Annotated in this window: 26 protein-coding genes and 1 other annotated feature; of the genes, 1 reads left to right on the top strand and 25 read right to left on the bottom strand. The window is 45.7% G+C overall.

Annotated features, from left to right (window positions below; translation table 11 throughout):
• Positions 1-17: 17 nt before the first annotated feature.
• The 23 genes from rpsG to MH215_RS27850 form a co-directional block, all read right to left on the bottom strand.
• The gene (gene rpsG, locus MH215_RS27740; RefSeq protein ID WP_056697679.1) at positions 18-488 is read right to left on the bottom strand and encodes a 30S ribosomal protein S7; all 471 of its coding nucleotides are present in this window, start codon (positions 486-488) and stop codon (positions 18-20) included.
• A gap of 87 nt (positions 489-575) precedes the next feature.
• Positions 576-998, bottom strand: coding sequence for a 30S ribosomal protein S12 (gene rpsL, locus MH215_RS27745; protein ID WP_056697677.1), 423 nt, complete (start codon positions 996-998; stop codon positions 576-578).
• Positions 999-1,148: 150 nt separating this feature from the next.
• On the bottom strand, positions 1,149-1,400 hold the full coding sequence (locus tag MH215_RS27750; RefSeq protein WP_056697674.1) for a ribosomal L7Ae/L30e/S12e/Gadd45 family protein: 252 nt from the start codon (positions 1,398-1,400) through the stop codon (positions 1,149-1,151).
• Positions 1,401-1,604: 204 nt separating this feature from the next.
• The gene (rpoC, locus tag MH215_RS27755) at positions 1,605-5,219 is read right to left on the bottom strand and encodes a DNA-directed RNA polymerase subunit beta' (protein ID WP_056697670.1); all 3,615 of its coding nucleotides are present in this window, start codon (positions 5,217-5,219) and stop codon (positions 1,605-1,607) included.
• A 112-nt stretch (positions 5,220-5,331) separates the two neighbouring features.
• Positions 5,332-8,877, bottom strand: coding sequence for a DNA-directed RNA polymerase subunit beta (gene rpoB, locus MH215_RS27760; RefSeq protein WP_056697667.1), 3,546 nt, complete (start codon positions 8,875-8,877; stop codon positions 5,332-5,334).
• Positions 8,878-9,270: 393 nt separating this feature from the next.
• Positions 9,271-9,888 (bottom strand): class I SAM-dependent methyltransferase, encoded by a 618-nt coding sequence (locus MH215_RS27765; RefSeq protein ID WP_056697665.1) that lies wholly within the window; start codon positions 9,886-9,888, stop codon positions 9,271-9,273.
• A gap of 96 nt (positions 9,889-9,984) precedes the next feature.
• Positions 9,985-10,347, bottom strand: coding sequence for a 50S ribosomal protein L7/L12 (gene rplL / locus MH215_RS27770; protein ID WP_145053353.1), 363 nt, complete (start codon positions 10,345-10,347; stop codon positions 9,985-9,987).
• A 71-nt stretch (positions 10,348-10,418) separates the two neighbouring features.
• Positions 10,419-10,922 (bottom strand): 50S ribosomal protein L10, encoded by a 504-nt coding sequence (gene rplJ, locus MH215_RS27775; protein ID WP_056697660.1) that lies wholly within the window; start codon positions 10,920-10,922, stop codon positions 10,419-10,421.
• Positions 10,923-10,946: 24 nt separating this feature from the next.
• Positions 10,947-11,093 (bottom strand) — a sequence feature (ribosomal protein L10 leader region).
• A gap of 68 nt (positions 11,094-11,161) precedes the next feature.
• Positions 11,162-11,854 carry a 50S ribosomal protein L1 gene (rplA, locus tag MH215_RS27780; protein WP_056697658.1) on the bottom strand — a complete coding sequence of 231 codons (693 nt, stop codon included), beginning with the start codon at positions 11,852-11,854 and terminating at the stop codon, positions 11,162-11,164.
• A 94-nt stretch (positions 11,855-11,948) separates the two neighbouring features.
• Positions 11,949-12,374, bottom strand: a complete 426-nt coding sequence (gene rplK, locus MH215_RS27785; RefSeq protein ID WP_056697655.1) for a 50S ribosomal protein L11 — start codon at positions 12,372-12,374, stop codon at positions 11,949-11,951.
• A gap of 68 nt (positions 12,375-12,442) precedes the next feature.
• The gene (nusG, locus tag MH215_RS27790; RefSeq protein ID WP_056697652.1) at positions 12,443-12,976 is read right to left on the bottom strand and encodes a transcription termination/antitermination protein NusG; all 534 of its coding nucleotides are present in this window, start codon (positions 12,974-12,976) and stop codon (positions 12,443-12,445) included.
• A 22-nt stretch (positions 12,977-12,998) separates the two neighbouring features.
• On the bottom strand, positions 12,999-13,190 hold the full coding sequence (gene secE, locus MH215_RS27795; RefSeq protein ID WP_056697649.1) for a preprotein translocase subunit SecE: 192 nt from the start codon (positions 13,188-13,190) through the stop codon (positions 12,999-13,001).
• 21 nt (positions 13,191-13,211) lie between these two features.
• On the bottom strand, positions 13,212-13,361 hold the full coding sequence (gene rpmG, locus MH215_RS27800; RefSeq protein ID WP_072735843.1) for a 50S ribosomal protein L33: 150 nt from the start codon (positions 13,359-13,361) through the stop codon (positions 13,212-13,214).
• Positions 13,362-13,665: 304 nt separating this feature from the next.
• Positions 13,666-14,310 carry an RNA polymerase sporulation sigma factor SigH gene (gene sigH / locus MH215_RS27805; protein WP_024633601.1) on the bottom strand — a complete coding sequence of 215 codons (645 nt, stop codon included), beginning with the start codon at positions 14,308-14,310 and terminating at the stop codon, positions 13,666-13,668.
• A 170-nt stretch (positions 14,311-14,480) separates the two neighbouring features.
• Positions 14,481-15,002 (bottom strand): NYN domain-containing protein, encoded by a 522-nt coding sequence (locus MH215_RS27810; protein ID WP_239294132.1) that lies wholly within the window; start codon positions 15,000-15,002, stop codon positions 14,481-14,483.
• Positions 15,003-15,007: 5 nt separating this feature from the next.
• Complete coding sequence (gene rlmB / locus MH215_RS27815; protein ID WP_239294133.1) at positions 15,008-15,754, bottom strand: 23S rRNA (guanosine(2251)-2'-O)-methyltransferase RlmB; 747 nt, start codon at positions 15,752-15,754, stop codon at positions 15,008-15,010.
• Between the two features lie 83 nt (positions 15,755-15,837).
• Positions 15,838-16,302: a Mini-ribonuclease 3 gene (locus MH215_RS27820; RefSeq protein ID WP_239294141.1), complete on the bottom strand. Its 465-nt coding sequence runs from the start codon at positions 16,300-16,302 to the stop codon at positions 15,838-15,840.
• Between the two features lie 89 nt (positions 16,303-16,391).
• A complete protein-coding gene (cysS, locus tag MH215_RS27825; RefSeq protein WP_239294134.1) occupies positions 16,392-17,792 on the bottom strand; it encodes a cysteine--tRNA ligase in 1,401 nt (466 codons plus the stop codon).
• A gap of 268 nt (positions 17,793-18,060) precedes the next feature.
• Positions 18,061-18,741, bottom strand: coding sequence for a serine O-acetyltransferase (gene cysE, locus MH215_RS27830; RefSeq protein ID WP_239294135.1), 681 nt, complete (start codon positions 18,739-18,741; stop codon positions 18,061-18,063).
• Positions 18,742-19,395: 654 nt separating this feature from the next.
• On the bottom strand, positions 19,396-20,859 hold the full coding sequence (gene gltX, locus MH215_RS27835; protein ID WP_239294136.1) for a glutamate--tRNA ligase: 1,464 nt from the start codon (positions 20,857-20,859) through the stop codon (positions 19,396-19,398).
• A 35-nt stretch (positions 20,860-20,894) separates the two neighbouring features.
• Entirely contained in the window at positions 20,895-21,371 is a 477-nt protein-coding gene (ispF, locus tag MH215_RS27840) for a 2-C-methyl-D-erythritol 2,4-cyclodiphosphate synthase (protein WP_056697632.1), read from the bottom strand.
• A gap of 2 nt (positions 21,372-21,373) precedes the next feature.
• Complete coding sequence (ispD, locus tag MH215_RS27845; protein WP_239294137.1) at positions 21,374-22,060, bottom strand: 2-C-methyl-D-erythritol 4-phosphate cytidylyltransferase; 687 nt, start codon at positions 22,058-22,060, stop codon at positions 21,374-21,376.
• Between the two features lie 100 nt (positions 22,061-22,160).
• Positions 22,161-23,246, bottom strand: coding sequence for a PIN/TRAM domain-containing protein (locus MH215_RS27850; protein ID WP_056697627.1), 1,086 nt, complete (start codon positions 23,244-23,246; stop codon positions 22,161-22,163).
• A 173-nt stretch (positions 23,247-23,419) separates the two neighbouring features.
• Between MH215_RS27850 and MH215_RS27855 the strand changes: the two genes are divergently transcribed.
• Positions 23,420-23,815 (top strand): nucleoside triphosphate pyrophosphohydrolase family protein, encoded by a 396-nt coding sequence (locus MH215_RS27855; RefSeq protein WP_056697625.1) that lies wholly within the window; start codon positions 23,420-23,422, stop codon positions 23,813-23,815.
• Between the two features lie 152 nt (positions 23,816-23,967).
• Here the strand turns inward: MH215_RS27855 and pssA are convergent, their stop codons facing one another.
• Positions 23,968-24,696, bottom strand: coding sequence for a CDP-diacylglycerol--serine O-phosphatidyltransferase (gene pssA, locus MH215_RS27860; RefSeq protein WP_239294138.1), 729 nt, complete (start codon positions 24,694-24,696; stop codon positions 23,968-23,970).
• A gap of 44 nt (positions 24,697-24,740) precedes the next feature.
• Positions 24,741-25,817 (bottom strand): DNA integrity scanning diadenylate cyclase DisA, encoded by a 1,077-nt coding sequence (gene disA, locus MH215_RS27865; protein ID WP_056697620.1) that lies wholly within the window; start codon positions 25,815-25,817, stop codon positions 24,741-24,743.
• Between the last annotated feature and the right edge of the window lie 8 nt (positions 25,818-25,825).

Consider the following 25,825-nt stretch of genomic DNA (forward strand, 5'->3'; position numbering starts at 1 on the left):
TTTTTATGAACTGAATCCTACCAACGGTAGTGAGCAAACGCTTTGTTCGCTTCAGCCATTTTGTGCGTATCTTCACGTTTTTTAACGGAAGCGCCTGTGTTGTTGGAAGCATCGATGATCTCAGCCGCCAAACGTTCTTCCATCGTTTTCTCACCGCGGTTGCGGGAGTAGTTTACGAGCCAACGTAATCCCAGAGCAGTACGTCTCTCTGGTTTAACCTCGATTGGTACTTGGTAGTTGGCACCGCCGACACGGCGAGCTTTAACTTCCAGGACTGGCATGATATTCTTGATAGCTGTCTCAAATACTTCCATTGGGTCATTACCCGTGCGTTCTTGGATCAACTTGAACGCATTATACAGAATGCTTTGAGCAACACCGCGTTTTCCGTCGAGCATGATGCGGTTGATCAAACGAGTAACCAACTTGGAGTTGTATACCGGATCTGGCAACACGTCTCTTTTTGTAACTGGACCTTTGCGTGGCATGGATATCCCCCTTTCTTTCTTGTTCAGCAGACCCTGTACCTTCCAGACCTAAGCCAGAAGGCTTCAGGATAATCTACTTATAATAGTTTAAGCTTTTTTAGCTTTTGGACGCTTAGCACCGTATTTAGAACGAGCTTGCATACGGTTGTTAACGCCTGCAGTATCGAGAGCTCCACGAACGATGTGATAACGAACCCCTGCAAGGTCTTTTACTTTACCTCCGCGGATCAATACCACACTGTGCTCTTGAAGGTTATGTCCGATTCCCGGGATATAAGCAGTTACCTCGAGACGGTTCGTCAAACGAACACGGGCATATTTACGAAGTGCAGAGTTCGGTTTACGTGGAGTCATTGTACCTACACGAGTGCAGACACCACGTTTTTGTGGGGCACTGATGTTAGTGGATTCACGTTTCAAAGCGTTGAATCCTTTTTGCAAAGCTGGTGATTTTGACTTATCAACTTTAGCTTGACGTCCTTTACGAACCAGTTGGTTAATAGTTGGCATTTGATTGCCACCCCCTTCCTCAATTATTCATGTTTCTTTATAAACCTCTTTTCGCTAAGTCCACAGACCCAGGCGGTTCATAAAAAGACAAATGAAAAGTTTTTGCCTTGGAGAATCACTAAAAGTTCTCGGACAAAAACGTTCCTTACCTTATGATTTTACGACTGCAGCCATTGCTGCCCCTACTCCAATCCCGCAAGCCTTGCCGAGATTTTTCATTGTGTCCACTTTCGTGCACTTCACATTGTGTTGTTCACACAAAGCAATGATTTTGGAAGTAAGCTGCGGATCACTATCTTCAGCCACATAGACTTCGGAAGCCATACCTGTCTGAACCATCCGCGTGGTCTGTTTGGTACCTATCTTGACATGAGCATCTTGCAAGCCTTTTTCATTAGACATTGTTCATTCCTCCGAATAGGACTAAATACAATCATCTACTCACGCACCTTTGATATATTAGCATCTAGAACAAACATTGTCAATGCTATTACCAAAACATTTTATCAAAAGTTTACGTACATCAGGAACGTCCATCTGTATGAAACAAACGTCCGCTCACTGACGTACAAAACCTTCGATTCTCTTCAAATGAAGAGCAATCTATTAATCAACCGAAACTGGCTCAAGTTCTTCTACTGAAGATTGGCCATCTTCTGGCTCAGCAAATTTGATGCTGCGATAACGGTTCATACCGGTACCTGCAGGAATCAGTTTACCAATGATTACATTCTCTTTAAGACCGAGCAACTGATCGACTTTACCTTTGATCGCTGCATCCGTCAAGACACGTGTAGTTTCTTGGAACGAAGCCGCTGAGAGGAAAGAGTCTGTTTCCAAGGATGCTTTCGTGATACCAAGCAAGATTGGTTTTGCAACCGCTGGCTCTTTATCACTAAGAATCGCAATTTTGTTAGCTCTTTCGTACTCATGCATATCAACGAACGATCCTGGCAACAGCGTTGTATCTCCTGCATCTACAATACGGATCTTACGCAGCATTTGACGGATCATAACTTCGACGTGCTTATCATTGATTTCTACGCCTTGGTTACGATATACGCGCTGTACTTCCTGCAAAATGTAGTTTTGCACACCACGTATGCCTTTAATGCGCAGCATTTCTTTCGGATCGATAGAACCATCTGTCAACTCGTCACCCGCTTCAATTTCCATACCTTCGCTTACGCGGACACGGGAACCGTAGGTAACGGCATATACTTTGGATTCTGCTTCACCTTGAATTTCGATTTCACGACGATCTTTCGCTTCGCGAATCTCTTTAACCACACCATCAATCTCACTGATCGTTGCTTGACCCTTAGGATTACGAGCCTCAAACAACTCTTGGATACGCGGCAAACCTTGCGTGATATCGTCTCCGGCTACACCACCGGTATGGAATGTACGCATTGTAAGCTGTGTTCCTGGTTCACCAATGGATTGTGCTGCGATAATTCCAACTGCTTCACCGATCTCCACGTGTTTACCAGTCGCCAAGTTACGACCGTAACACTTCTTGCATACACCATGACGAGCACGGCAGCTGAGTACAGAGCGGATTTGCAATTTAGTTATGCCCGCTTCAATGATAGCCTCTGCCTTGTCGGAGTCGATCAATTCATTGCGGCCTACAATAACTTCTTTCGTTTCCGGATGACGCAATGTTTCGAAGCAGTACCTGCCTTCAATACGGTCGTAGAGATCTTCAATAACCTCTTTGCCATCCTGGATACGACTTACAGTAAAGCCTTTATCTGTTCCACAATCATCTTCACGAACAATTACATCTTGTGCAACGTCTACGAGACGACGAGTCAGGTAACCTGAGTCCGCTGTACGTAGAGCCGTATCGGCCAAACCTTTACGCGCACCGTGAGTTGAGATGAAGTACTCGAGTACCGTCAGACCTTCACGGAAGTTCGATTTGATTGGGAGTTCGATAATTCGACCAGATGGGTTGGCCATCAGACCACGCATACCGCCCAATTGAGTGATTTGCGATTTGTTACCCCGCGCTTTGGAGTCAACCATCATCATGATGGAATTGTAACGATCCATGGACTTCATCAAGATTTCAGTGATGTCATCTTTAGATTTTGACCAAATATCAATGATACGGTCATAGCGCTCTTCGTTTGTAATCAAACCACGACGGTATTGATTCGTAACGATTTGTGCTTTTTCCTCAGACAATCTAAGAATTTCGAACTTCTCAGGCGGAACGATAACGTCCGACACCGCAACGGTAATACCAGCACGAGTAGAGTATGTGAATCCAAGTTGTTTGATTTTATCCAAGATAACGGCTGTTTCCGTTGTGTGATAAATCTCAAAGCAACGTGCAATGATGGATCCGAGATATTCTTTACCGACGCCACCAGCCAGAGGAGCATTCATGATAGCTTCTTTGAGGTCTGCGCCTTTCTCATATACGAATGAGTGATCGGCAGTACCTTGATAAAGGTTTGCACGAGTCGCATCATTGATATAAGGGAAGGTTGCCGGGAAAATTTCGTTAAAGATAATTTTACCGATCGTTGTCAGCAACATGCCCTCTTGTTGCTCTTCCGTGAAGCTTGTTTTACCAAGCGCCTTAACTGGAATAGCTACACGCGCATGCAGTCCAGCAGTACCACGTTGGTAAGCTGATACAGCCTCATTAACAGTACGCAGGATCATACCTGTGCCCTTTTCTTCCTTGTTGTCCATAGTGAGGTAGTAAGAACCAAGCACCATATCCTGGGAAGGAGTAACAACCGGTTTACCGTCTTTCGGGTTCAAAATGTTACCTGATGCAAGCATCAAGATACGCGCTTCCGCTTGAGCTTCAGCGGACAATGGAACGTGCACGGCCATTTGGTCACCGTCAAAGTCGGCGTTGTACGCCGTACATACTAGCGGGTGAAGACGGATCGCTTTACCTTCAACGAGAATCGGTTCAAATGCTTGAATACCGAGACGGTGAAGCGTAGGGGCACGGTTAAGTAGAACCGGATGCTCCTTAATTACTTCTTCAAGAACATCCCAAACTTCAGGACTTACACGCTCAACTTTACGTTTAGCGCTCTTGATGTTGTGGGCAAGCCCTTTATTTACAAGCTCTTTCATAACAAAAGGCTTGAACAATTCAAGTGCCATATCTTTTGGCAGACCACACTGATACATTTTCAGGTAAGGTCCAACGACGATAACGGAACGACCAGAATAGTCAACACGTTTACCGAGCAAGTTTTGACGGAAACGGCCTTGTTTACCTTTCAGCATGTGGCTGAGAGATTTCAAAGGACGGTTACCAGGACCTGTTACAGGGCGTCCACGACGACCGTTATCGATCAATGCGTCAACAGCTTCCTGCAGCATCCGTTTTTCATTTTGCACGATAATATCTGGCGCGCCCAGATCAAGCAGACGTTTCAGACGGTTGTTCCGGTTAATTACACGGCGGTACAAGTCATTCAGGTCAGACGTAGCGAAACGTCCACCATCCAGCTGTACCATAGGACGAAGTTCCGGCGGAATCACAGGAAGTACATCCATGATCATCCACTCCGGCTTATTGCCAGAGTTACGGAAAGCTTCGATAACTTCCAAACGTTTAATTGCACGGTTACGGCGTTGTCCTTGTGCAGTACGGAGCTCTTCTTTCAAGAAATCAAGCTCTTTATCTACATCAAGATCTTGAAGCAGTTTTTTAACTGCTTCTGCACCCATACCAGCTTGGAAACCATATCCGTATTTTTCACGGTAGCTGCGGTACTCTTTCTCGGACAACAGCTGTTTTTTCTCCAGTGGAGTTTCTCCTGGATCAGTTACTACATATGATGCAAAATAAATAATCTCCTCGAGAGATCTTGGAGACATATCCAAAGCGAGACCCATACGGCTCGGAATACCTTTGAAGTACCAAATGTGTGATACTGGAGCAGCGAGCTCGATATGACCCATCCGTTCACGACGAACTTTCGCACGTGTTACTTCAACGCCACAACGATCACAGACAACGCCTTTATAACGGACGCGTTTGTATTTACCGCAATGACATTCCCAGTCCTTTGTAGGGCCAAAAATCTTTTCGCAGAACAGCCCTTCTTTTTCCGGTTTCAACGTACGATAGTTGATCGTTTCCGGTTTTTTCACTTCTCCGCGGGACCAAGAACGAATTTTTTCTGGGGAAGCAAGCCCGATCTTCATGTATTCGAAATTGTTGACGTCCAACAAGGAGCAACCCTCCTTAACCAAGTCCTGTATTCTAGGTTACGCCCCCTCCGGCCGAAGCCGGAGCAAGACGCGAGCCTGATGAAAAACGCCGGTCATCATGCGCCCGAAGCGGTTACTCCGCTCCGACCTCTGTACCCTCAAGGTTGAGGCTGAGCTTATCGCTCGCAGCGTCATCTTCATCGTCCATTTCTTTCATTTCAATCTCTTGCTCATCTTCACTCAAAATCTTAACGTCCATACCTAAGCTTTGCAGCTCTTTGATCAATACTTTGAATGACTCAGGAACACCTGGTTCCGGAACATTCTCACCTTTGACGATGGATTCATACGTTTTCACCCGACCAACAACATCATCGGACTTAACGGTCAAGATTTCTTGCAAGGTATAAGCTGCACCATAAGCCTCAAGTGCCCATACTTCCATCTCCCCGAAACGTTGTCCACCGAATTGGGCTTTACCACCCAATGGCTGTTGCGTAACGAGAGAGTAAGGACCTGTGGAACGGGCATGGATTTTATCATCAACCATGTGTGCCAGCTTGATCATGTGCATGACACCAACGGTAACTTCACGTTCAAACTCTTCACCTGTACGACCATCATACAGGACAGTTTTACCATTACGTTGCATTCCTGCTTCTTCCATCGTATCGAAGACGTCATACTCCTTCGCTCCGTCGAATACAGGAGTTGCTACGTGAATCCCCAACTGCATTGCTGCCATACCCAAGTGAACTTCAAGTACTTGACCGATGTTCATCCGGGAAGGTACGCCCAGTGGGTTAAGAACGATCTGAACAGGTGTACCATCCGGCAAGAAAGGCATATCTTCTTCCGGTAGGATACGAGCCACGACCCCTTTGTTACCGTGACGTCCGGCCATTTTATCACCCTCGGAGATTTTCCGTTTTTGAGCGATATACACACGAACGAGTTGATTAACACCTGGAGGCAACTCATCACCGTTCTCACGTGTGAACACTTTAACGTCTACTACGATTCCGTCCGTACCGTGAGGCACACGCAAGGAAGTATCACGCACTTCACGTGCTTTCTCACCGAAGATTGCGTGCAAGAGACGTTCTTCAGCTGTCAGCTCAGTTACACCTTTTGGCGTTACTTTACCAACTAGAATGTCGCCAGCACTGATCTCAGCACCGATTCGGATGATACCACGCTCATCAAGGTTACGTAGCGCTTCTTCCCCAACGTTCGGGATATCACGTGTAATCTCTTCAGGTCCGAGCTTCGTATCACGCGCTTCTGACTCATATTCCTCGATATGGATGGATGTATAAACATCTTCCTTAACAAGTTTTTCACTGAGCAAAATCGCATCCTCGTAGTTGTAACCTTCCCAAGTCATGAAGGCAACGACAACGTTACGTCCTAGAGCCAATTCACCCATTTCCGTTGAAGGACCATCTGCGAGGATGTCGCCAGCTTTGACAACAGCACCTCTTTTGACGATCGGACGTTGGTTAATGCATGTTCCTTGGTTCGAACGCATAAATTTGTGTAATTTATATTTAACAATATCGCCTTTGACTTCTTGGCCATCTACTTCTTCCAAACGACGGAGCCAGATCTCATTCGCAGAAGAACGTTCGATAATCCCGTCATATTTGGAGACAATACATACACCAGAATCTTTTGCGGCTTTATGTTCCATACCTGTTCCGACAAGCGGAGCTTTAGGAATCAAGAGTGGAACGGCTTGCCGCTGCATGTTCGATCCCATAAGCGCACGGTTGGAGTCATCGTTCTCAAGGAACGGAATGAGCGCTGTAGCGACAGATACAACTTGCTTAGGAGATACGTCCATGTAGTCAACTCGCTCACTCGGCATCGTAAGGATGTTATCCGATTGCTTGTTATAACGTACAATGATCGCTTCTTCAGCAAATGTTCCATCTTCATTCAGCTGCGCGTTCGCTTGAGCGACAACATAGTTGTCCTCTTCGTCTGCTGTCAGGTAATCGATCTGCTCAGTTACAACACCCGTCTTCGGATCTACCCAACGATATGGAGCTTCAATGAAACCATATTCGTTTACACGAGCAAACGTAGACAAGGAGTTGATCAGACCAATGTTCGGCCCCTCTGGTGTCTCGATCGGACACATCCGGCCATAGTGGGATGGATGCACGTCACGGACTTCCATGCCGGCACGCTCACGCGTCAAACCACCTGGTCCGAGTGCGGACAGACGACGTTTATGCGTCAACTCACCCAGTGGGTTCGTTTGATCCATAAACTGTGACAATTGAGAGCTACCGAAGAACTCTTTAATCGATGCGATAACAGGACGTATGTTAATCAAAGCCTGAGGCGTGATTACGTTAGCATCCTGAATGGACATTCTCTCACGAACTACACGCTCCATACGGGACAAACCAATACGGAACTGATTCTGCAAGAGTTCACCTACTGAACGTAAACGACGGTTACCCAGGTGATCGATATCATCTGTGCTACCGATGCCGTGCAGTAGATTAATGAAGTAACTGATTGATGAAATGATATCTGCCGGTGTGATGTTCTTAACTGATTTGTCAATGTTAGCATTGGCAATCAATTTAACAACTTTACCGTCTTCAATCGGTGAGAACACATCAATGGTTTGCATCGGGATATCATTGGCATCCAAAACACCGTTCGCCACATGATATGTGCGGAAACCAACGCTTTTCTCTAGGTGTGGCATGATCTCGTCGAGCAAACGACGGTCAACCATTTGACCTGCTTCAGCAATGATTTCACCAGTTTCGGTATCAACCAAAGACTCAGCCAAGCGTTGGTTGAACAAGCGGTTTTTGATGTGAAGTTTTTTGTTGATTTTGTAACGACCTACATTAGCCAGGTCATAACGTTTTGGATCAAAGAAACGCGCTACGAGCAAGCTCTTCGCATTATCAAGCGTAGGTGGCTCACCCGGACGAAGACGCTCATAAATTTCAATCAGCGCTTTCTCCGTGGAATCCGTGTTATCTTTATCCAGTGTGTTGCGGATATATTCGTCATTACCGAGCAGATCCAAAATCTCAGCGTCTGTGCCAAAACCAAGTGCACGCAGGAGAACCGTCACCGGTATTTTACGTGTGCGGTCGATCCGGACATAAACAACGTCCTTCGCATCCATCTCCAGTTCGAGCCAAGCGCCGCGGTTAGGAATAACTGTCGCGGTATACGTCTTTTTGGCATTCTTATCTACTTTAGTGCTGAAGTAAACGCTAGGAGAGCGAACCAACTGGCTGACAATAACCCGTTCCGCACCATTAATAATAAATGTGCCAGTATCGGTCATCAGCGGGAAATCTCCCATGAATACTTCCTGCTCCTTGACTTCGCCGGTTTCCTTATTAATGAGCCGGACTTTGACCCGAAGCGGTGCTGCATAAGTAACGTCACGCTCTTTAGCGTCGTCTACTGTATACTTCGGTTCTCCGAGACTGTAATCGATAAATTCCAAAATCAAATTGCCTGTAAAATCCTGGATCGGCGAGATATCCTGGAACATTTCGCGCAACCCTTCCTCCAAAAACCAATCATAAGATTTTTGTTGGATTTCAATCAGGTTCGGAACTTCGAGTATCTCGTTAATTCGTGCATAACTGCGCCGAGTGCGTCGACCATATTGAACAAGATGTCCTGCCAACTTAAACTCACCCCTCAATGTCTACTCACTTTAAAAATTTCGTTGCGAACCTCTGTTTGTAACCTTATAATGGTACACATACAGAGCAAAGCAATGCATCCACAAATAAAGAAAAGCCCTTACTCGAAATGTCGTTCGAAAAAAGAGCAACTTTGATCGGCGGATGTCTTCCAAAACATTCTTATCCCCAGTTTGCCCAAAATGTACATATTATACGCCAAACGTTGGCATAATAAGCCCGTTCGGCGTAAAAAAAGGTTGACATTTTTAGTTAGCTAAAGCCAAGTAGGGCATCTTAATACTGACATTTTACAATAATACCACGACCTGAATTTCAAGTCAATAGTCCTATTGCAAAAAAAATGCTCCCCTGCTTACTTTACAAATCGGAAATCAGCCTTCAGCGACTTCTTCCGTTTTCACCGCTTTGAAAATTCGGTAGCCTTTATCCTTTGTGACTTCCTCTACTCTTCCGAACAAAGACTCCAACTTCGATTTTGCCGAAGGAGCTCCCTGCTTCTTCTGAATAACGATCCACAACGAACCACCAACCTTCAAATGACGATGAGCCTGTTCAAATATAATATGAACCGTTTCTTTCCCAGCCCGTATAGGCGGATTGGTTAGAATAACGTCAAAGTCTTCCTTTTTCACTTCAGCCAGTAGATTACTTTGCATGACGGTAACATTGTTAATTCCATTCGCTTTTGCATTTTCCTTGGAAAGTTCAACAGCTCTCTCGTTGATATCAATCATGGTGACATGTCCATCCGGTACAAGCTTCGCTGCTGTAAGACCCATCGGTCCGTATCCGCAACCCACATCAAGAACGTGAGCTCCTGACGGAATCTCCATCACATCAATTAATACTCTGCTACCATAATCAATTCCGTTCTTGGAAAATACACCAGCATCAGTCACGAACCGCAGACTAAATCCACGAAGCATCGTTTCAGTTGCCTTCCGATCATGTGCTACTTGCGGTTTGTCCGAATAATAATGATTGGACATGCCCTCACTCACTTTCCATTTGCAATTACAGCAACAAACCCCTTGATATAAGTCAAGGGGTTTGTTGTTTTGTTCATTTAGCTTGTAAAAGCTAAATTATTTAACTTCGATTGAAGCGCCTGCTTCTTCCAATTTAGCTTTGATAGTTTCAGCTTCTTCTTTGCTTACTTTTTCTTTCAATGCTTTTGGAGCGTTGTCAACTACTTCTTTAGCTTCTTTCAAGCCAAGACCAGTGATTTCGCGAACTGCTTTGATAACGTTGATTTTGGAAGCGCCAGCGCTTGCCAAGATTACGTCGAACTCGGATTGCTCAGCTTCAGCTGCAGCAGCTCCGCCACCTGCAACAGCTACTGGAGCTGCAGCAGTTACGCCGAATTCTTCTTCGATTGCTTTAACAAGATCGTTCAGTTCCAGTACAGTCATGCCTTTAATTGCTTCCAAGATTTGCTCTTTACTCATGATTGAACCTCCATATATAATTTTATTTTTTTGTATTTCGTTACTGCTAAGCAGTATTCAGATCAAGTAGCTTACGCGCCTTGTTCTTCTTTGTCTGCAACAGCTTTAACCGCAAGCGCGAAGTTGCGCACTGGCGCTTGAAGCACGCTGAGGAGCATGGAAAGGAGACCTTCGCGGGATGGAAGTTCTGCCAATGCCTTAACTTCTTCTTCTCCGATTACGCGACCTTCTACAACTGCACCTTTCAATTTCAGTGCATCGTTCTTTTTCGCGAAGTCGTTCAGAATTTTGGCTGGAGCAACAGCGTCTTCTCCGCTGAATGCAATTGCTGTAGGACCTGTAAGAACACTATCGAGTTCTGTCAGCTCTGCTGCAGCAGTTGCGCGGCGAAGCAACGTGTTTTTCAGCACTGAGAATTCGATTCCGGCTTCACGAAGCTGCTTACGCAGCTCAGTTACTTGGGCAACGTTCAATCCGCGATAGTCAACAACAACTGTAGTAGCGCTCTCGCGCAATTTTGCTGTAACCACATCAACGGACTCTTGTTTTGCTTGAATCACTTTTGCGTTTGCCAATCTGTACACCTCCTGATCAAATTTATCCCATTAAGAAAAGCCTCCGTAGAATCACGAAGGCTTGATATATACTCATCATCGATTTACATCGTTCTAAGTTCTATAATCACACCTCGGTAGGAAATTAAGCCTGATGGCACCTACTGTCTACGGCAAGCATATTCAAATGTCAACGGTCAGTCACTCGGACTCACAACTTTTATAGAATATCAGAACAGGACGAACCTGTCAAGAACATTTTATCTAAAAGCTGCTGCGTTCACGCGTGCGCCAGGGCCCATCGTAGAAGAAATGCTGATATTCTTCAGATAAACACCTTTAGCTGCCGCCGGTTTAGCACGGTTCAAAGCATCCATGAGAGCTTTGAAGTTCTCATTGAGTTGCTCGTTAGAGAAAGATGCTTTACCGATCGGTGCGTGAATTTGACCTGCACGATCCAGACGATATTCGATTTTACCGGCTTTAATTTCTTGAACAGCCTTAGTTACGTCGAAAGTTACCGTTCCGGCTTTAGGGTTAGGCATTAGACCTTTACCGCCGAGCAGTCGGCCCAATTTACCTACTTCACTCATCATATCTGGTGTCGCTACGCAGACGTCGAATTCGAACCAGCCTTGTTGGATTTTGTTGATCATGTCTGCATCACCAACATAGTCCGCGCCAGCCGCTTCCGCTTCTTTCGCTTTGTCACCTTTTGCAAATACCAATACGCGTTGTGTTTTACCTGTGCCGTGTGGCAAGACAACAACACCACGTACAGCCTGGTCTTGCTTACGAGGGTCTACACCCAAACGTACTGCTGCTTCGATAGTTTCATCGAACTTTGCAGTGGCTGCCTTTTTCACAAGCTCTACAGCTTCTGAAGGCTCGTAAGTTGCTTCGCTGTCGATCAGCTTAGCAGCTTCCAGGTATTTTTTACCGTGTTTAGCCATGTTATATTCCTCCTTTGTGGTGTTAGCGGATATACCTCCCACATCAACCGGTCGCGAATCGACCGGTTTTACGAAGCTATGTTTCAGATGAAAATTAGTCTTCGATGGTGATACCCATGCTGCGGGCAGTACCTTCGACCATACGCATTGCGGACTCAACGTCTGCTGCATTCAGGTCAGGCATTTTTTGTTCCGCGATTTGACGTACCGCATCACGTTTAACGGTAGCGACTTTTTTCTTATTCGGCTCGCCGGATCCTTTTTCAACTTTAGCTGCCACTTTCAACAGAACTGCTGCTGGTGGAGTTTTAGTGATGAATGTAAAGGAACGGTCTTCGAATACAGAAATCTCAACTGGAATAATCAATCCCGCTTGATCGGCTGTACGAGCGTTGAATTCTTTACAGAATGCCATGATGTTGACACCTGCTTGACCCAATGCTGGACCTACCGGAGGCGCTGGATTCGCTTTACCTGCTGGAATCTGAAGTTTTACCATTTTGATTACCTTTTTTGCCATGATTGACACCTCCTTGCAAAATAGTGGTTAGCGAACCTCTCGGTTCTCCCACAAGAAACTTGAAGAAACTATATCTTCTCCACTTGCGTATATTCCAACTCAAGCGGTGTTTCCCGTCCAAACATGTTCACATGCACTTTCAACTTGCTTTTGTCTACCAAAATTTCTTCCACGGAGCCCACAAAATTCGCAAAAGGTCCAACTTTAATACGTACGGATTCCTTAATATCGAATTCAATTTTCGGCTTCGGTTCAACCATGCCCATATGCTTCAGAATTTGTTCCACTTCTTCAGGCAACAGTGCAGTTGGTTTGGACCCGGAACCTGTCGAACCGACAAATCCCGTAACACCTGGTGTGTTGCGAACAACATACCAAGAGTCATCCGTTTGGATCATTTCAACCAAGACATAACCGGGGTAAACTTTACGCATAACGGTCTTTTTCTTACCGTCTTTGTTCACCACTTCTTCTTCCATCGGAACAAGAACGCGGAAAATCTTGTCTTCCATGCCCATGGACTCTACGCGTTTTTCCAAATTGGCTTTGACCTTGTTCTCATACCCTGAATAGGTATGAACGACGTACCATCTTTTTTCCATATCAAGCCACCTGGGACCCTTCTTAAATAATCGCTTCGATCACAAAGGAGATGCCGATGTCAACGACCCAAAAAAACAGCGTCATAACCACAACAGTACCAAGAACAATCAACGTGTAGTTGGTAAGCTCTTTGCGATTAGGCCAGCGAACTTTTTTAAGTTCAGCCCAGCTTTCTGAGAAAAAGGAAATCAGAGATTTGAAACTTCGTTTCACGCCGACTACACCTCCCAAAAACTATCTGGTTTCGCGATGAGAAGTCTGCTCGTTACAAAACTTGCAAAATTTCTTCATCTCCATGCGGTCGGGGTGATTACGCTTGTTTTTTGTCGTTGTGTAATTTCTTTGTTTGCAGTTAGTACAAGCCAAAGTGATAATTACCCGCATGATGTACACCTCCCGAAGACTTCCGCTTAAGCAGAGTCTCTAAATTGATCCTAAAAAAAAAGCCGCGAATTTAGGCCTACCTAAAACACTTTATCATAAGGGTATAACCATGTCAACGAAAGAATAGCCTTTCATTACTGGGTAAAAGTTCCGCGTGTCTGTATTCGGCTGCTTATCTCTGATTTTCTCTCTTCTCCTACTTGGATCGAACGATTACTAGTATTATCAATCTTTTATTTTATAAACTTAAAGCAGCAAAAAAAGACTCAAACCCCGAGCCTTTTCCGTCAACGACAACAATTGTTCAATTATCTCGTACTTCCAAATACTTTTCAAGTTTTCGCTTCACACGCTGTAGCGCATTATCAATGGACTTCACATGCCTGTCCAGATCAACTGCGATTTCTTGATAAGATCTACCGTCAAGATACAACATCAACACTTTACGTTCCAGATCACTTAAAATCTCTGACATCTTATCTTCCAGGCCTACAAACTCTTCCTGATTAATGATAAGTTCCTCAGGATCGCTGACCTGGGTTCCACAAATCACATCGAGTAAGGTACGATCGGATTCTTCATCATAAATAGGCTTGTCCAGAGACACATATGAATTAAGTGGAATGTGCTTTTGACGTGTCGCTGTCTTAATCGCCGTAATGATCTGCCGTGTAATACACAGCTCAGCGAAAGCTTTGAACGAAGCCAATTTGTCACCCTTAAAATCTCGAATAGATTTATAGAGTCCAATCATTCCTTCTTGAATAATATCTTCACGGTCTGCCCCAATCAGAAAATAAGATCTTGCCTTGGCGCGTACAAAGTTGCGATATTTGTTAATCAAAAACTCCAGCGCTTCGCTTTCACCTTCACGGACCGCTTCGACAATGTCTTCGTCACTTTGGTAATCATACTTTGATAACATGATATCTTTGAGGTCGACACTCACAGACAATCCCTCCGGCTGCAACGCAAGGTACCCCGTTACTCTACTCTATGAAATATAGGACAAGTATATATGATGCTACCTCACACCGTCAACCACGCTCTGCCTAAAAAAGAACATGAATAACATAATTGTCAAGACTTTCAATATTGTAATATCTGTAAAAACCAAGATTATTCCCTGCGCCAGCGCTCAAATTGTTTCAAAACATCTGGACTGAGTTTCCCCCCAAGTGTATTGCGTGTCGTTTGAGACTGCCTATCTTCCAAACGTTTTTGCAGCTCTTTTTCGTTCTGCTCTACTTCAATCAGCAGTTCCCTGGCAGACACACGCAAAGCTCCCTGTCCAAAAATGACGTGTTGCTCTACCATATCACTTGTAGCCACATAGATTTGTCGTCTTCGCATACTGAGTTCCCGAACGAGTCTCTCAATGCATTCATCCGCCGTCTCTTTTTCCTTTGTGAAATAGATCTGTATTTTGCTCTGTGTAAAGGATTTGCCGAGTCCGGGCACGAGGTAGGCGTCAAAAACAACAATGACCTTCCGGCCAGAGAAGGCCTGATAGTCAGCAAGACGCGATAGAAGGCGGTTGCGCGCTTCTTCCAATCCACTTTGCGCTAACTTAGACAGCTCTGGCCAATCACCGATCATGTTGTACCCGTCTACAAGTAGCACATCACGGGAGTCAGCCATAGTTTCTATTCCTGCACTTGGCGTGACCGGAGCACTTCATACATAACTACACCCGCAGCAACGGAAGCATTAAGAGAGTTAATCTGACCTTGCATCGGCAACTTAATCAACACATCACATTTTTCACGGATGAGACGCCCCATACCTTTGTTCTCATTCCCAATCACGAGCGCTACAGGTCCTGTGAAGACCCCATTGCCAAATACATTTTCTTTGGCAGTAACATCCGTGCCGACCACCCACACGCCTTCTTCCTTGAGACGATCAATCGTTTGACCCAAGTTACTTACTCGCGCTACAGGTACATACTCAACAGCTCCTGCTGATGTTTTGGATACCGTAGCAGTAACTGCTGCTGAACGGCGTTTAGGTACAATGACACCATGAGCGCCTGTGCAGTCTGCCGTCCGCAAAATGGAACCAAGGTTGTGTGGATCTTCGATTTCGTCGAGCAAAATCAGAAACGGGTCTTCCCCCTTCGCTTTAGCTGCGGCAAGAATATCTTCTACCTCAACGTAAGCATAAGGCGCAGCTTGAGCTACAACCCCCTGATGCTGTATACCTGGAACAGTTTGATCCAATTTACGCTTGTCCACATGTTGGATCACAATCCCTAATTTTTTCGCTTCTGCAATTATTGGCTGGGTCAGATGCTTTTGGGCCGTATCCGCAATCCATATTTTATTAATGGTTCGACCTGAGCGCAGTGCCTCCGTTACGGAGTGTTTACCAGCGATCCATTCTTCTTCCATTGTTGTTCGATCCTCTCTATAACGCTGCGCGAGCCTTAGTTCGTTTAGACAAAACTCACGTAGCGGTTTTCGTTGAAATTCAATTATTTTGTCGAAGATTGCGCTTGTTGTTCTGCATGCTCAATCCCACGACCAATCAATGCAATCATGCGATCATGTTGACCACTGCTATACAAATAGCCGATCAGACATTCGAGCGCCGTAGCATGTCTATACTCTAGAACATCCGCATTCTTAGGGACGGAACCAGACTTCGCGTTTCGCCCTTGACGAACCATATCACGTTCTTCTTCGGTCAGCTCTGGTTCAATTCCTGTAAGAATTCGGCTCTGAGCCTTGGCTGATACAAGCCCTGTTGCACTACGGTGCAGATGATTCGGACGCATGTTGGGTTTGGATAACAAATACTGACGTACCGCCACCTCGTACACAGCGTCTCCAATATAAGCCAGAGCAATTGGAGGAATCAGACGAGCAGGCCGTGAGGGAGGGTAGGGAAACCAGCCCCCCTCTGCGATATGTGTTGTTGTTGTTTCTTCAGACTCCATTCGCTGTGTCTCACCTTCTACTGTCAAGGCAGCTTCCGTAAGTTCAGTAAGTTCAGCAATTTCAGACATTTTTTTTGGCTGCTCCTCACTCATTTGCGACGCCATCTCATCCCTTGAGCTGTATCCTCAAGCAAAATTCCCTGTGCAGATAGTTCATCACGGATCTCGTCAGCCCGAGCCCAATTTTTAGATTTACGCGCTTCTACACGTTCTTCAATCAAACGCTCAATTTCATCATCCAACAGTTCAGGCTCAGCATCAGTATAGATGCGCAATACTGCGTTCAGTTCGCTGAACAGTTCCAGCAGAGCACGAATATCCGCAGCATTTACTACATCCTGTTGTAACAATTGGTTCGCTTCACCTGCCCATTCAAATAAAGCTGTGATTGCGTCAGGCGTATTGAAGTCATCTTGCATTTTCTCATGATACTGCTCACGAATCTGTTCCAATCTTGCCGTGAACTCAGCTGAGCTATCCTGATCTACAGTCACTGCCTGCAAACGATGCTTGAGATTGACCACCGCATTGGTGATCCGATCTACACTGTTCTGCGCTTGCTCCATCGTATCCTCCGTAAAGTTAAGTGGGTTACGATAGTGTGTAGATAACATGAAGTAACGAATGGCTTCACGTTTATATTGCGTGCGGAGGTCTTTAACCAACACACCATTTCCTAGTGATTTGGACATCTTTTCATTATCAATACGGATAAATCCGTTATGCATCCAGTAATTCGCCAGCGGCTTGCCTGTGAGCACCTCGGATTGAGCGCATTCGCACTCGTGATGTGGGAACTGTAGATCCTGCCCGCCTCCATGGATATCCAACGTATCCCCGAGGTATTCCCGCGCCATAGCCGAGCACTCAATGTGCCAGCCTGGACGTCCATCTCCCCATGGACTAGACCAGTAGATTTCTCCTGGCTTAGCAGCCTTCCACAGAACGAAGTCTTCCGGATTCTCTTTACGCTCATCCACACCGATCCGAATACCGAACTGAAGCTCCTGCAAATTCTGCTTAGATAATTTACCATACTCCGCAAACTTGCTAGTACGATAGTATACATCCCCACCGTTTTCGTATGCGATATCCTTATCCACCAGCTCACGGATGAAATCAATAATGAGCGGCATATTTTCGGTTACTCTCGGATTACTGCTAGCCTTAGGAATACCTAGTCCTTCAAGGTCTTCGTAATAGGCTGCAATGAACTTCTCTGCTACATGTGGTACGTCTGTACCGAGCTGCTCTGCTTTGCGGATAAGCTTATCGTCAACATCTGTAAAGTTAACGACATAATTCACGTCATGTCCGGTCTGTTCCAAATAACCGCGAACCGTGTCGAAGAAGATCACTGGACGTGCATTACCAATGTGGATGTAATCATATACCGTCGGTCCGCACACATACATCTTCACTTTCCCCGGCTCTTGGGGGACAAATTTTTCTTTTGCACGACTCATTGTATTGTAAATTTGAAGCGTCATGGTCACTTTCCTTTCGTTCTTTTCCGCATGAAATGAATTACATACGATAAGCTGATTTACTCCTGCCACTTCGATGACAGAACAACCTTTCAATCGCTGTTATCCCCTAATTTTTTTGAAAATCTTTTTATTGAGAAAATTCGGGGATAGCCTATGCTTCCGATGTAGCTTTCTTTCAGAAAGCTTTCAGCCGAACGCTACGCTTTTCCAGGTTATTTCTGTCCTCTTCGTTCATGTGTAAATCGTTCGACTTATCTGGTACTCACTTTCATCTCATGCTTCCTTTATTTATTGTATCACGTGAAGACTCCATCTCACGGGTATCCTGCATCGTACGCACCTCTTCCCGCAAGCGTTCAATCTCTTGTTGCATACTTCGCAAAGAATCAATGACCGGATCTGGTAACTGCTGATTCAGACGATCGACACGGCGCCCATCCTGTTTGACGATTCTCCCCGGGATACCCACAACCGTACTATTCGCTGGTACCTCTTTTAGTACAACCGAGTTGGCTCCAATGTTGCATTGATCCCCCACACTGAACGAACCAAGCACTTTGGCACCTGACGAGATAACCACATTATTACCAATTGTCGGATGTCTCTTACCTTTTTCTTTTCCCGTCCCCCCAAGAGTAACCCCTTGATAGATAACAACGTCGTCACCGATCTCACACGTTTCACCAATAACTACACCCATTCCATGGTCAATAAACAACCGATTGCCGATTGTAGCACCAGGATGGATTTCGATTCCAGTCATAAAACGGCTAATCTGTGAAATGAACCGGGCGAACGAGAAGAACCTTCGCTTGTATAAAAAATGCGCGATCCGATGCGCCCATATCGCATGCAGCCCCGAGTAAGTAAATACCACCTCAAACCATCCCCGGGCCGCTGGATCGTTTTCAAACACCGCCTGGATATCTGATCTGATCTTCTTAAACATGCTCGTTCCCCTCTTGTTCAGGTTCTCGTCCTCCGGTTTACCGGACGGCGCATTCCTTGATAGTGTACTCCTAGCTTCACACCTATGCACATGTTAGGACTCCGTACCGCTGTCACTGTAATTCAACACCGCTGTGATTTGATTATCTTTGAAAGAGTTACATGTCCAGACATACAAAAAACGCCCCTGTAGCTATGTAAGCTACAGAGGCGTTGATCGCGGTCCCACTCTGCTCAGTTCACTTGTATAACAATGAACCCTCAAACGGTCTAATAACGGGAACCAACCGTCACAACCTATCCTAACGTTTTCCCTTTACCTAATCGACAAGGGCGGGGCTGGATTCGGCTATGCAGCTCACAGGCGCATTTCGGTTGACGGACAGCGGATGGCTCACAGCCACCGCACCAAAGAACTTCATTCTTTAGGCAGGGCCATCCTCTCTGAATCTGTCCGGCTCAACGTACTCCTCCCGGTCTTTGCTGTTCTATATAGATAAATCATATCATTTATTCGTTGTGTTGCTATTATAGCGAAAAGGGTTGAGACTGACAACAGGCTTTCCTTGTAATCGACAGAAAATAAACACTTAAAGAGGTTGTTCAAAAGTCCGTCGCTTATATGCAACTATAGAAGAATTGTATTCTCGCTGGATTATGCCCCTTTTACTTGGGCATGCAAACGTTCAATCACTGTGTCCCGACCAAGCAGTACAATGGTTTGATTCAAATCGCGACCATGTGTTTGCCCTGTTAACGCTACACGAATTGGCATAAAGAGCTGTTTGCCTTTAAATCCAGTTTCTTTCTGTACTTCTTTGATGAGTGCTGCCATTTTGCTTGGCGTAAACTCATCACTTGCTTGAACTTTGTCAGCAAAAGCTTTCAGTACAGTCGGCACCTGCTCTTCAGCGAGTACCGCTGCAGCTTCAGATTCCAGTTCGAGATCTGAACGGAAGAATACTTCAGACAATTCAACGATATCCGAAGCAGCTGTCATCTGCTCTTGATAGAGATGAACGAGTGTATAAGCCCATTCTTTCTGCTCAGCCGACAGCTCAGAAGCAATCCGTCCTGCCTTTTGCAGATGAGGAATTGCCATTTCAGCAATCCGATCTGGATCTGCATTTTTGATATAGTGATTGTTCAAGTGTGCCAGTTTATTGGTATCAAATACTGCTGGGCTCTTAGACAAGCGCTTCGTATCAAAAATTTGGATAAGCTGCTCTTGTGAGAAGATCTCCTCTTCTCCTTCTGGCGACCAGCCAAGTAAGGAAATGAAGTTGAACATCGCTTCTGGCAAATAGCCGAGCTGATCATATTGTTCAATAAACTGAATAACGGATTCATCCCGTTTACTCAGCTTTTTATGATTTTCATTTACAATCAACGTCATGTGACCAAATTGCGGCGGCTCCCAGCCTAGCGCTTCATAGATCATCAACTGACGCGGCGTATTGGAGATATGATCTTCCCCGCGCAATACGTGGGAAATTTTCATCATGTGATCATCCACTGCTACCGCATAGTTGTACGTAGGAATGCCATCTTTTTTGACGATAACGAAGTCTCCAGACTCCTTGCTGTTAAACGAAATGGTTCCTTTAACCATATCATCAAACGTGTAGATCCGTTCCTCTGGTACACGGAAACGAATGCTCGCCACGCGGCCTTCTGCTTCAAATGCACTGCGTTGCTCTGGTGTCAGATCCCGGTGTTTGCCCGAATAACGCGGAGTCTCACCACGCGCTGTCTGCTCTTCACGCTCTTGCTCCAATTCCGCTTCTGTGCAATAGCAATGGTAAGCAAGACCTTTATCCAGCAGCTCTTGAGTATATTTGCCGTAGATATCCAGCCGTTCCGTCTGACGGTATGGCCCGTATTCTCCACCCACATCAATGCTCTCATCCCATTCGATGCCGAGCCATTTCAGATACTTCAGTTGACTTTCTTCTCCACCAGCAATGTTACGCTTCACATCCGTATCCTCAATACGAATAATGAATTTGCCGTTATTATGTTTAGCATACAAGTAATTAAACAGCGCCGTACGGGCATTCCCGATATGTAGGTGTCCCGTTGGACTCGGCGCGTAGCGCACGCGTACTTCCGTGCTCATAACTATCCCCTCCGTCTCTTCGTTGGTTGATGATATCACACGCGAACAAGGCAAACAACCGATTGAGCTGCAATACCCTCTCCACGACCAGGGAATCCGAGTTGCTCTGTCGTTGTTGCTTTGACATTCACTTGATCCACTTCCGCTTCCAGTACCTTAGCGATAACCTCGGCCATCTGTGGAATGTAAGGTGCCATCTTCGGCTTCTGTGCAATGATGGTTGAATCAATGTTACCAAGGCGGTATCCCCGATCCTTCACAAGCTGCCACACATGTTCCAAGAGTTTCACACTGTCTGCATCCTTAAATTCCGGATCGGTATCCGGGAAATGTTTGCCGATATCACCAAGTGCCAGCGCACCCAGAATAGCATCACTAATGGCATGTAGCAGCACGTCAGCGTCCGAATGGCCTAACAACCCTTTTTCATGAGGAATAGTCACTCCGCCAATAATGCAAGGTCTTCCCTCTACTAACTGATGCACATCGAACCCTTGTCCTACACGAATCATTGCTATTTCTCTCCCCTCAGCAAAAACGCGGCATACTGTAAATCTTCCGGCGTCGTTAACTTAATGTTCGTATAACTGCCTTCCACAACCTTGACTGTTATGCCCTGGCGTTCTGCCAGCATCGCATCATCTGTTCCTAGAAAGCCATCCTTCTCTGCCGACTCATATGCAAGCATCAATGCAGAAAGACGAAAAGCCTGCGGGGTTTGAATGCTCCACAGACTGCTGCGGTCTGGCGTCGCCGTAACGACACCTTCCGCATTCACTTGTTTGATCGTATCCTTAACAGGAACCGCCAGAACAGCACCCCCGCCAGACAGCACAGTTGTCATGCAAGCGTTGATCTGCTCACGGTTAATAAAAGGACGTACCCCGTCGTGAACGAGGACCCAATCCGTTCCTAGGGCCTTGAGGCCTTCATGGACCGAATGCTGTCTCTCTTTCCCGCCGGGGATGACACGAACTCGTGATTCCAGATGGTATTCTTTTACCCAATTCAGGCAGCGTTCAACATCTCCAGCTCCGGTCACCAGCACGATCTCGCGCATCTCGTCCAGAGCCGCAAACACTTCAAGCGTATGTATGAAAACGGGCTTGTCCTGCAACAGCAGAAACTGTTTACTCTCGGTTGTACCCATCCGGGTTCCCCGACCTGCCGCCACAACGACAACGCCCCACCCTTTATCCATGCCGCAATCCCTGCCTTGTCTGTCAGTTTATCGTTCGCTATATCAAACACCACAAGGGATATCCAATATGTGCTACGATACACTACCCATCATACCGTTTTTATTGGGCTTTTTCCAACAGTTTCGGCTTCGCAAAAATCATTCTTCCCGCAGATGTCTGCAGTACACTGGTCACCAGCACTTCCATCATCATGCCGATATACTCGCGTCCACCTTCTACAACGATCATCGTACCGTCATCCAGGTATGCCACGCCCTGTCCATGTTCCTTGCCGTCCTTAATGATCTGCACCATAATCTCTTCACCTGGCAACACAACTGGCTTGACCGCATTCGCCAAATCGTTGATGTTCAACACAGATACACCCTGAAGTTCACACACCTTGTTCAGATTAAAATCATTCGTAACGACCTTGCCCTGAAGTACTTTAGCAAGCTTGACCAGCTTACTGTCCACCTCAGATATCTCTTCAAAGTCACCTTCATAAATCAGCACTTTAACGTCGAGCTCTTTCTGAATTTTGTTCAGAATATCTAGTCCTCGCCGCCCTCTGTTTCGTTTCAACAGGTCGGATGAATCAGCTATATGTTGTAATTCTTCCAACACAAATTCAGGGATGACAATCGTGCCTTCGATAAATCCGGTTTTGCAAATATCTGCAATCCGCCCATCAATAATTACGCTTGTATCCAAAATCTTATGTTCCTCTAAGCGTCGTCCTTCATCTGCCTCAGGATGCCCCCATCGTCCTGACATCCAGAAGGCTGCTAGATCGTCTTTTTTGGCTAGTGCAAGCATATAGCCCGAATATGCACTAACAACCGTCAGCGCTACTTGGAGCACCTCTCCGGCTGTCCCTAACCATGTTAAACAAGGATAGAGCAACAACGCCACCAATAAACCTGTAACCGTACCTACTGCACCTGCTGCTAATTCATTCATAGGTACTTTTGCCAAAGCATTAATTCCATTATGCAGTCGATCGGCGATCAGTGTGCCACCTAGATTGCATGCAGCCATAAATAATACGGCTCCCAGCGCAGTGGATACCCCAGCTCCCAAGAGCCCTGCGGATTGAATCCATTCTGCCATCCAAGGGATGGATTTCCCTGCCAGATGATATGCTGTATAGCCGAACCATGCTCCGCACAATCCTGTAAAAGTTAAAATGCCTTTTTTCCACATACGTCCCTGCACCTCCTTCATGATATTTCCATCTTCATATCCAGTATGATCCAATTCCTAAAATGCTAATCCCATAAACAAGAACTTTTTGGAAAAGATGCAATCCTTAGTTGAAAGAAGATAAAAAATTGGCATATAATGAATTCAATTCATATCCCGAGGTGAGTAGCAAAATGAGTACGCTAAGTTTACAGGCTTTTCAGGATCAAGTTTCTGAGCTGTTATTGCGTCACCGCAGTTTGATTGATGTGCTGTCCAAAACGGGACAAGCCGGGGCTTCGGTCAACCGTGCCGTGTCCAAGGCCATTACCGAATGCGGCTGCATTGAGCTGCACGCTACGAAGCAACAGTATGCCCCTGAGAGTGGTATTGCTCAGACCAAGGGTTTACTGGAGACGCATGTCGAAGGTGAGTTGTGTGAGAATTGTAAAGAGGTGATCAGTTCCGAACTAGGACGCAACCTGTTTTATATGTCTGCTCTCTGCAATCTCTTGGACATCAACATGGAAGAGGTCGTGAATCACGAGTCACAGAAATGTTCGACGTTAGGGATGTTCAATTTGTCATAAACGATGCATCATCACTGCACGAGGTTGGTTGTTAACGTATAGATTGGAATAACGAGAAAAGCACGTGGCTCCGAAGTCGGAGCACACGTGCTTTTTGCATTATTGAAACTGCTCTATAGCATATAAATATACGTGATTGCTTTTATACCCTTTTACCGATCCGAACGGGAAGACTTCTCTTCTCTACGTTTCTTAGCTCGGCTACGAGAGGCTGCTGTCCGTAAATTGTGCTTCATTCCATATAAAGCATACAGCACAAGTGGAATAAAGATTAACTTCGACAAATTCTCTGGGAACATAACCGCTATAGCTACTGCAAAGGCAACCACCCATGGAGCGATCCAGATCGCTTTACGAGGTAAGCCGACCTTTTTAAAGTTGGGGTATTTGAGTGAACTCACCATCAGATAAGACAACAACAATGTGGCGATGATCATACTGATTGGGCCGATATCTTTGTTAAACAAAGATAGTGTCGCCAGCACCCCACCTGCTGCTGGAATCGGCAGACCCGTGAAGTATCCCGGAATCCCCGGACGTACATTAAATCTAGCCAAGCGAATCGCACCACAGATTGGAAAACTCGCCGTTGCAATCCAAGCTAATACTGGTGAAGCATCTTGAAATGAAACCATAAACACAATCAGCGCTGGAGCGGCACCAAACGATACCATATCCGACAGAGAGTCCAGCTCCTTGCCAAATTCACTCTGGGCATTCAATGCTCGTGCCACCCGTCCGTCCAGACCATCCAGTAGCATCGCAACAATAACCATAATCGCTGCTAAACTGTAGTTCCCCTCAATTGCAAGTAATATTGCCATCATTCCAAGAAACAGATTACCTAAGGTAAAGAGATTCGGAATGAATCTGGTTAACATCGTTGTTTCACCTCATCATCTTCAAGCCATTATAGGCACAACTCTTACATTTGTCTGTCGATAAACATTTGCTCCTGTAGTCGCTTCAGACCTTCCTTGATCGTGCGAGCACGCACTTCACCGATTCCATCCACTTCATCCAACTCTTCAATGGTTGCCATAATAACTTGAGGCAACTGTTCAAATTGATCCACCAGGTTATGAATGATGACATTGGGTAGACGGGGTATCTTATTTAATACCCGGAATCCACGTGGCGCAACCGAGTCCTCAGACGTCGCTGCTGATGAAGGGTATCCGAGCAAACGTACAATATGATGTGCATCAAGCAGTTCATCATCCGACAATCTCTTCAAACCCACAATAATTTCGCGAATCTTGTCATCACTATCGTCGCGTGCATAGTCTTTGTAGAGCAACCATGCCTCTTCTTCCGTTGTACCTACTAGCTCTTCCATTTGCATGGAGATCAGTCTTCCTTCGTTGCCTAATTCATGAATATACCGTTTAATTTCCGTTTTGATCCGCATCACCATTTCTGTCCGCTGAATAACATTCACGACTTCGGGAATGGTTACCTGTTCTTCAAATTCTGAAGCACTGAGGTTGGTTAGAGACTGTGTCAAAACGGCTTTATATTTCTCCAACGTTTGAATAGCCTGATTGGCCTTGGTCAAGATTACACCGATCTCTTTCAGTGAATATCTGAGTGTTCCCTGATACAGGGTAATAATATTCCGACGTTGGGAGATGGACACCACCAATTTGCCTGTTTGCTTCGCTACGCGCTCCGCTGTACGGTGACGAATCCCTGTTTCTGAAGAAGATATAGACGAATCTGGAATCAGTTGAGTATTCGCATATAAAATTCGTTTCAGATCCTCACTGAGAATGATGGCACCATCCATTTTTGCAAGTTCATACAGGTAGTTCGGAGAGAAATCACAATTAATTGAAAATCCCCCGTCAACCACTTCCATCACTTCAGGGCTGTATCCTACAACAAGCAGTGCCCCCGTTTTGGCGCGCAGCACGTTCTCCAGACCTTCGCGGAAAGGTGTACCTGGTGCGATCAACCTTAACAACTCATTCATATTATCCAGTTGGCTCGAATCTTTCATCTTGTTAT

It is taken from the genome of Paenibacillus sp. ACRSA, from assembly GCF_022346845.1.
Taxonomy (GTDB): domain Bacteria; phylum Bacillota; class Bacilli; order Paenibacillales; family Paenibacillaceae; genus Paenibacillus.

What these genes read in the sequence shown, in the direction of transcription:
- rpsG (WP_056697679.1), bottom strand. Translation starts at nt 488, where the DNA reads ATGCCACGCAAAGGTCCAGTTACAAAAAGAGACGTGTTGCCAGATCCG.
- rpsL (WP_056697677.1), bottom strand. Translation starts at nt 998, where the DNA reads ATGCCAACTATTAACCAACTGGTTCGTAAAGGACGTCAAGCTAAAGTT.
- MH215_RS27750 (WP_056697674.1), bottom strand. Translation starts at nt 1,400, where the DNA reads ATGTCTAATGAAAAAGGCTTGCAAGATGCTCATGTCAAGATAGGTACC.
- MH215_RS27765 (WP_056697665.1), bottom strand. Translation starts at nt 9,888, where the DNA reads ATGTCCAATCATTATTATTCGGACAAACCGCAAGTAGCACATGATCGG.
- rplL (WP_145053353.1), bottom strand. Translation starts at nt 10,347, where the DNA reads ATGAGTAAAGAGCAAATCTTGGAAGCAATTAAAGGCATGACTGTACTG.
- rplA (WP_056697658.1), bottom strand. Translation starts at nt 11,854, where the DNA reads ATGGCTAAACACGGTAAAAAATACCTGGAAGCTGCTAAGCTGATCGAC.
- rplK (WP_056697655.1), bottom strand. Translation starts at nt 12,374, where the DNA reads ATGGCAAAAAAGGTAATCAAAATGGTAAAACTTCAGATTCCAGCAGGT.
- nusG (WP_056697652.1), bottom strand. Translation starts at nt 12,976, where the DNA reads ATGGAAAAAAGATGGTACGTCGTTCATACCTATTCAGGGTATGAGAAC.
- rpmG (WP_072735843.1), bottom strand. Translation starts at nt 13,361, where the DNA reads ATGCGGGTAATTATCACTTTGGCTTGTACTAACTGCAAACAAAGAAAT.
- MH215_RS27810 (WP_239294132.1), bottom strand. Translation starts at nt 15,002, where the DNA reads ATGGCTGACTCCCGTGATGTGCTACTTGTAGACGGGTACAACATGATC.
- rlmB (WP_239294133.1), bottom strand. Translation starts at nt 15,754, where the DNA reads ATGGAAGAAGAATGGATCGCTGGTAAACACTCCGTAACGGAGGCACTG.
- MH215_RS27820 (WP_239294141.1), bottom strand. Translation starts at nt 16,302, where the DNA reads ATGGAGTCTGAAGAAACAACAACAACACATATCGCAGAGGGGGGCTGG.
- cysS (WP_239294134.1), bottom strand. Translation starts at nt 17,792, where the DNA reads ATGACGCTTCAAATTTACAATACAATGAGTCGTGCAAAAGAAAAATTT.
- cysE (WP_239294135.1), bottom strand. Translation starts at nt 18,741, where the DNA reads ATGTTTAAGAAGATCAGATCAGATATCCAGGCGGTGTTTGAAAACGAT.
- gltX (WP_239294136.1), bottom strand. Translation starts at nt 20,859, where the DNA reads ATGAGCACGGAAGTACGCGTGCGCTACGCGCCGAGTCCAACGGGACAC.
- ispF (WP_056697632.1), bottom strand. Translation starts at nt 21,371, where the DNA reads ATGATTCGTGTAGGACAAGGGTTCGATGTGCATCAGTTAGTAGAGGGA.
- ispD (WP_239294137.1), bottom strand. Translation starts at nt 22,060, where the DNA reads ATGGATAAAGGGTGGGGCGTTGTCGTTGTGGCGGCAGGTCGGGGAACC.
- MH215_RS27850 (WP_056697627.1), bottom strand. Translation starts at nt 23,246, where the DNA reads ATGTGGAAAAAAGGCATTTTAACTTTTACAGGATTGTGCGGAGCATGG.
- MH215_RS27855 (WP_056697625.1), top strand. Translation starts at nt 23,420, where the DNA reads ATGAGTACGCTAAGTTTACAGGCTTTTCAGGATCAAGTTTCTGAGCTG.
- pssA (WP_239294138.1), bottom strand. Translation starts at nt 24,696, where the DNA reads ATGTTAACCAGATTCATTCCGAATCTCTTTACCTTAGGTAATCTGTTT.
- disA (WP_056697620.1), bottom strand. Translation starts at nt 25,817, where the DNA reads ATGAAAGATTCGAGCCAACTGGATAATATGAATGAGTTGTTAAGGTTG.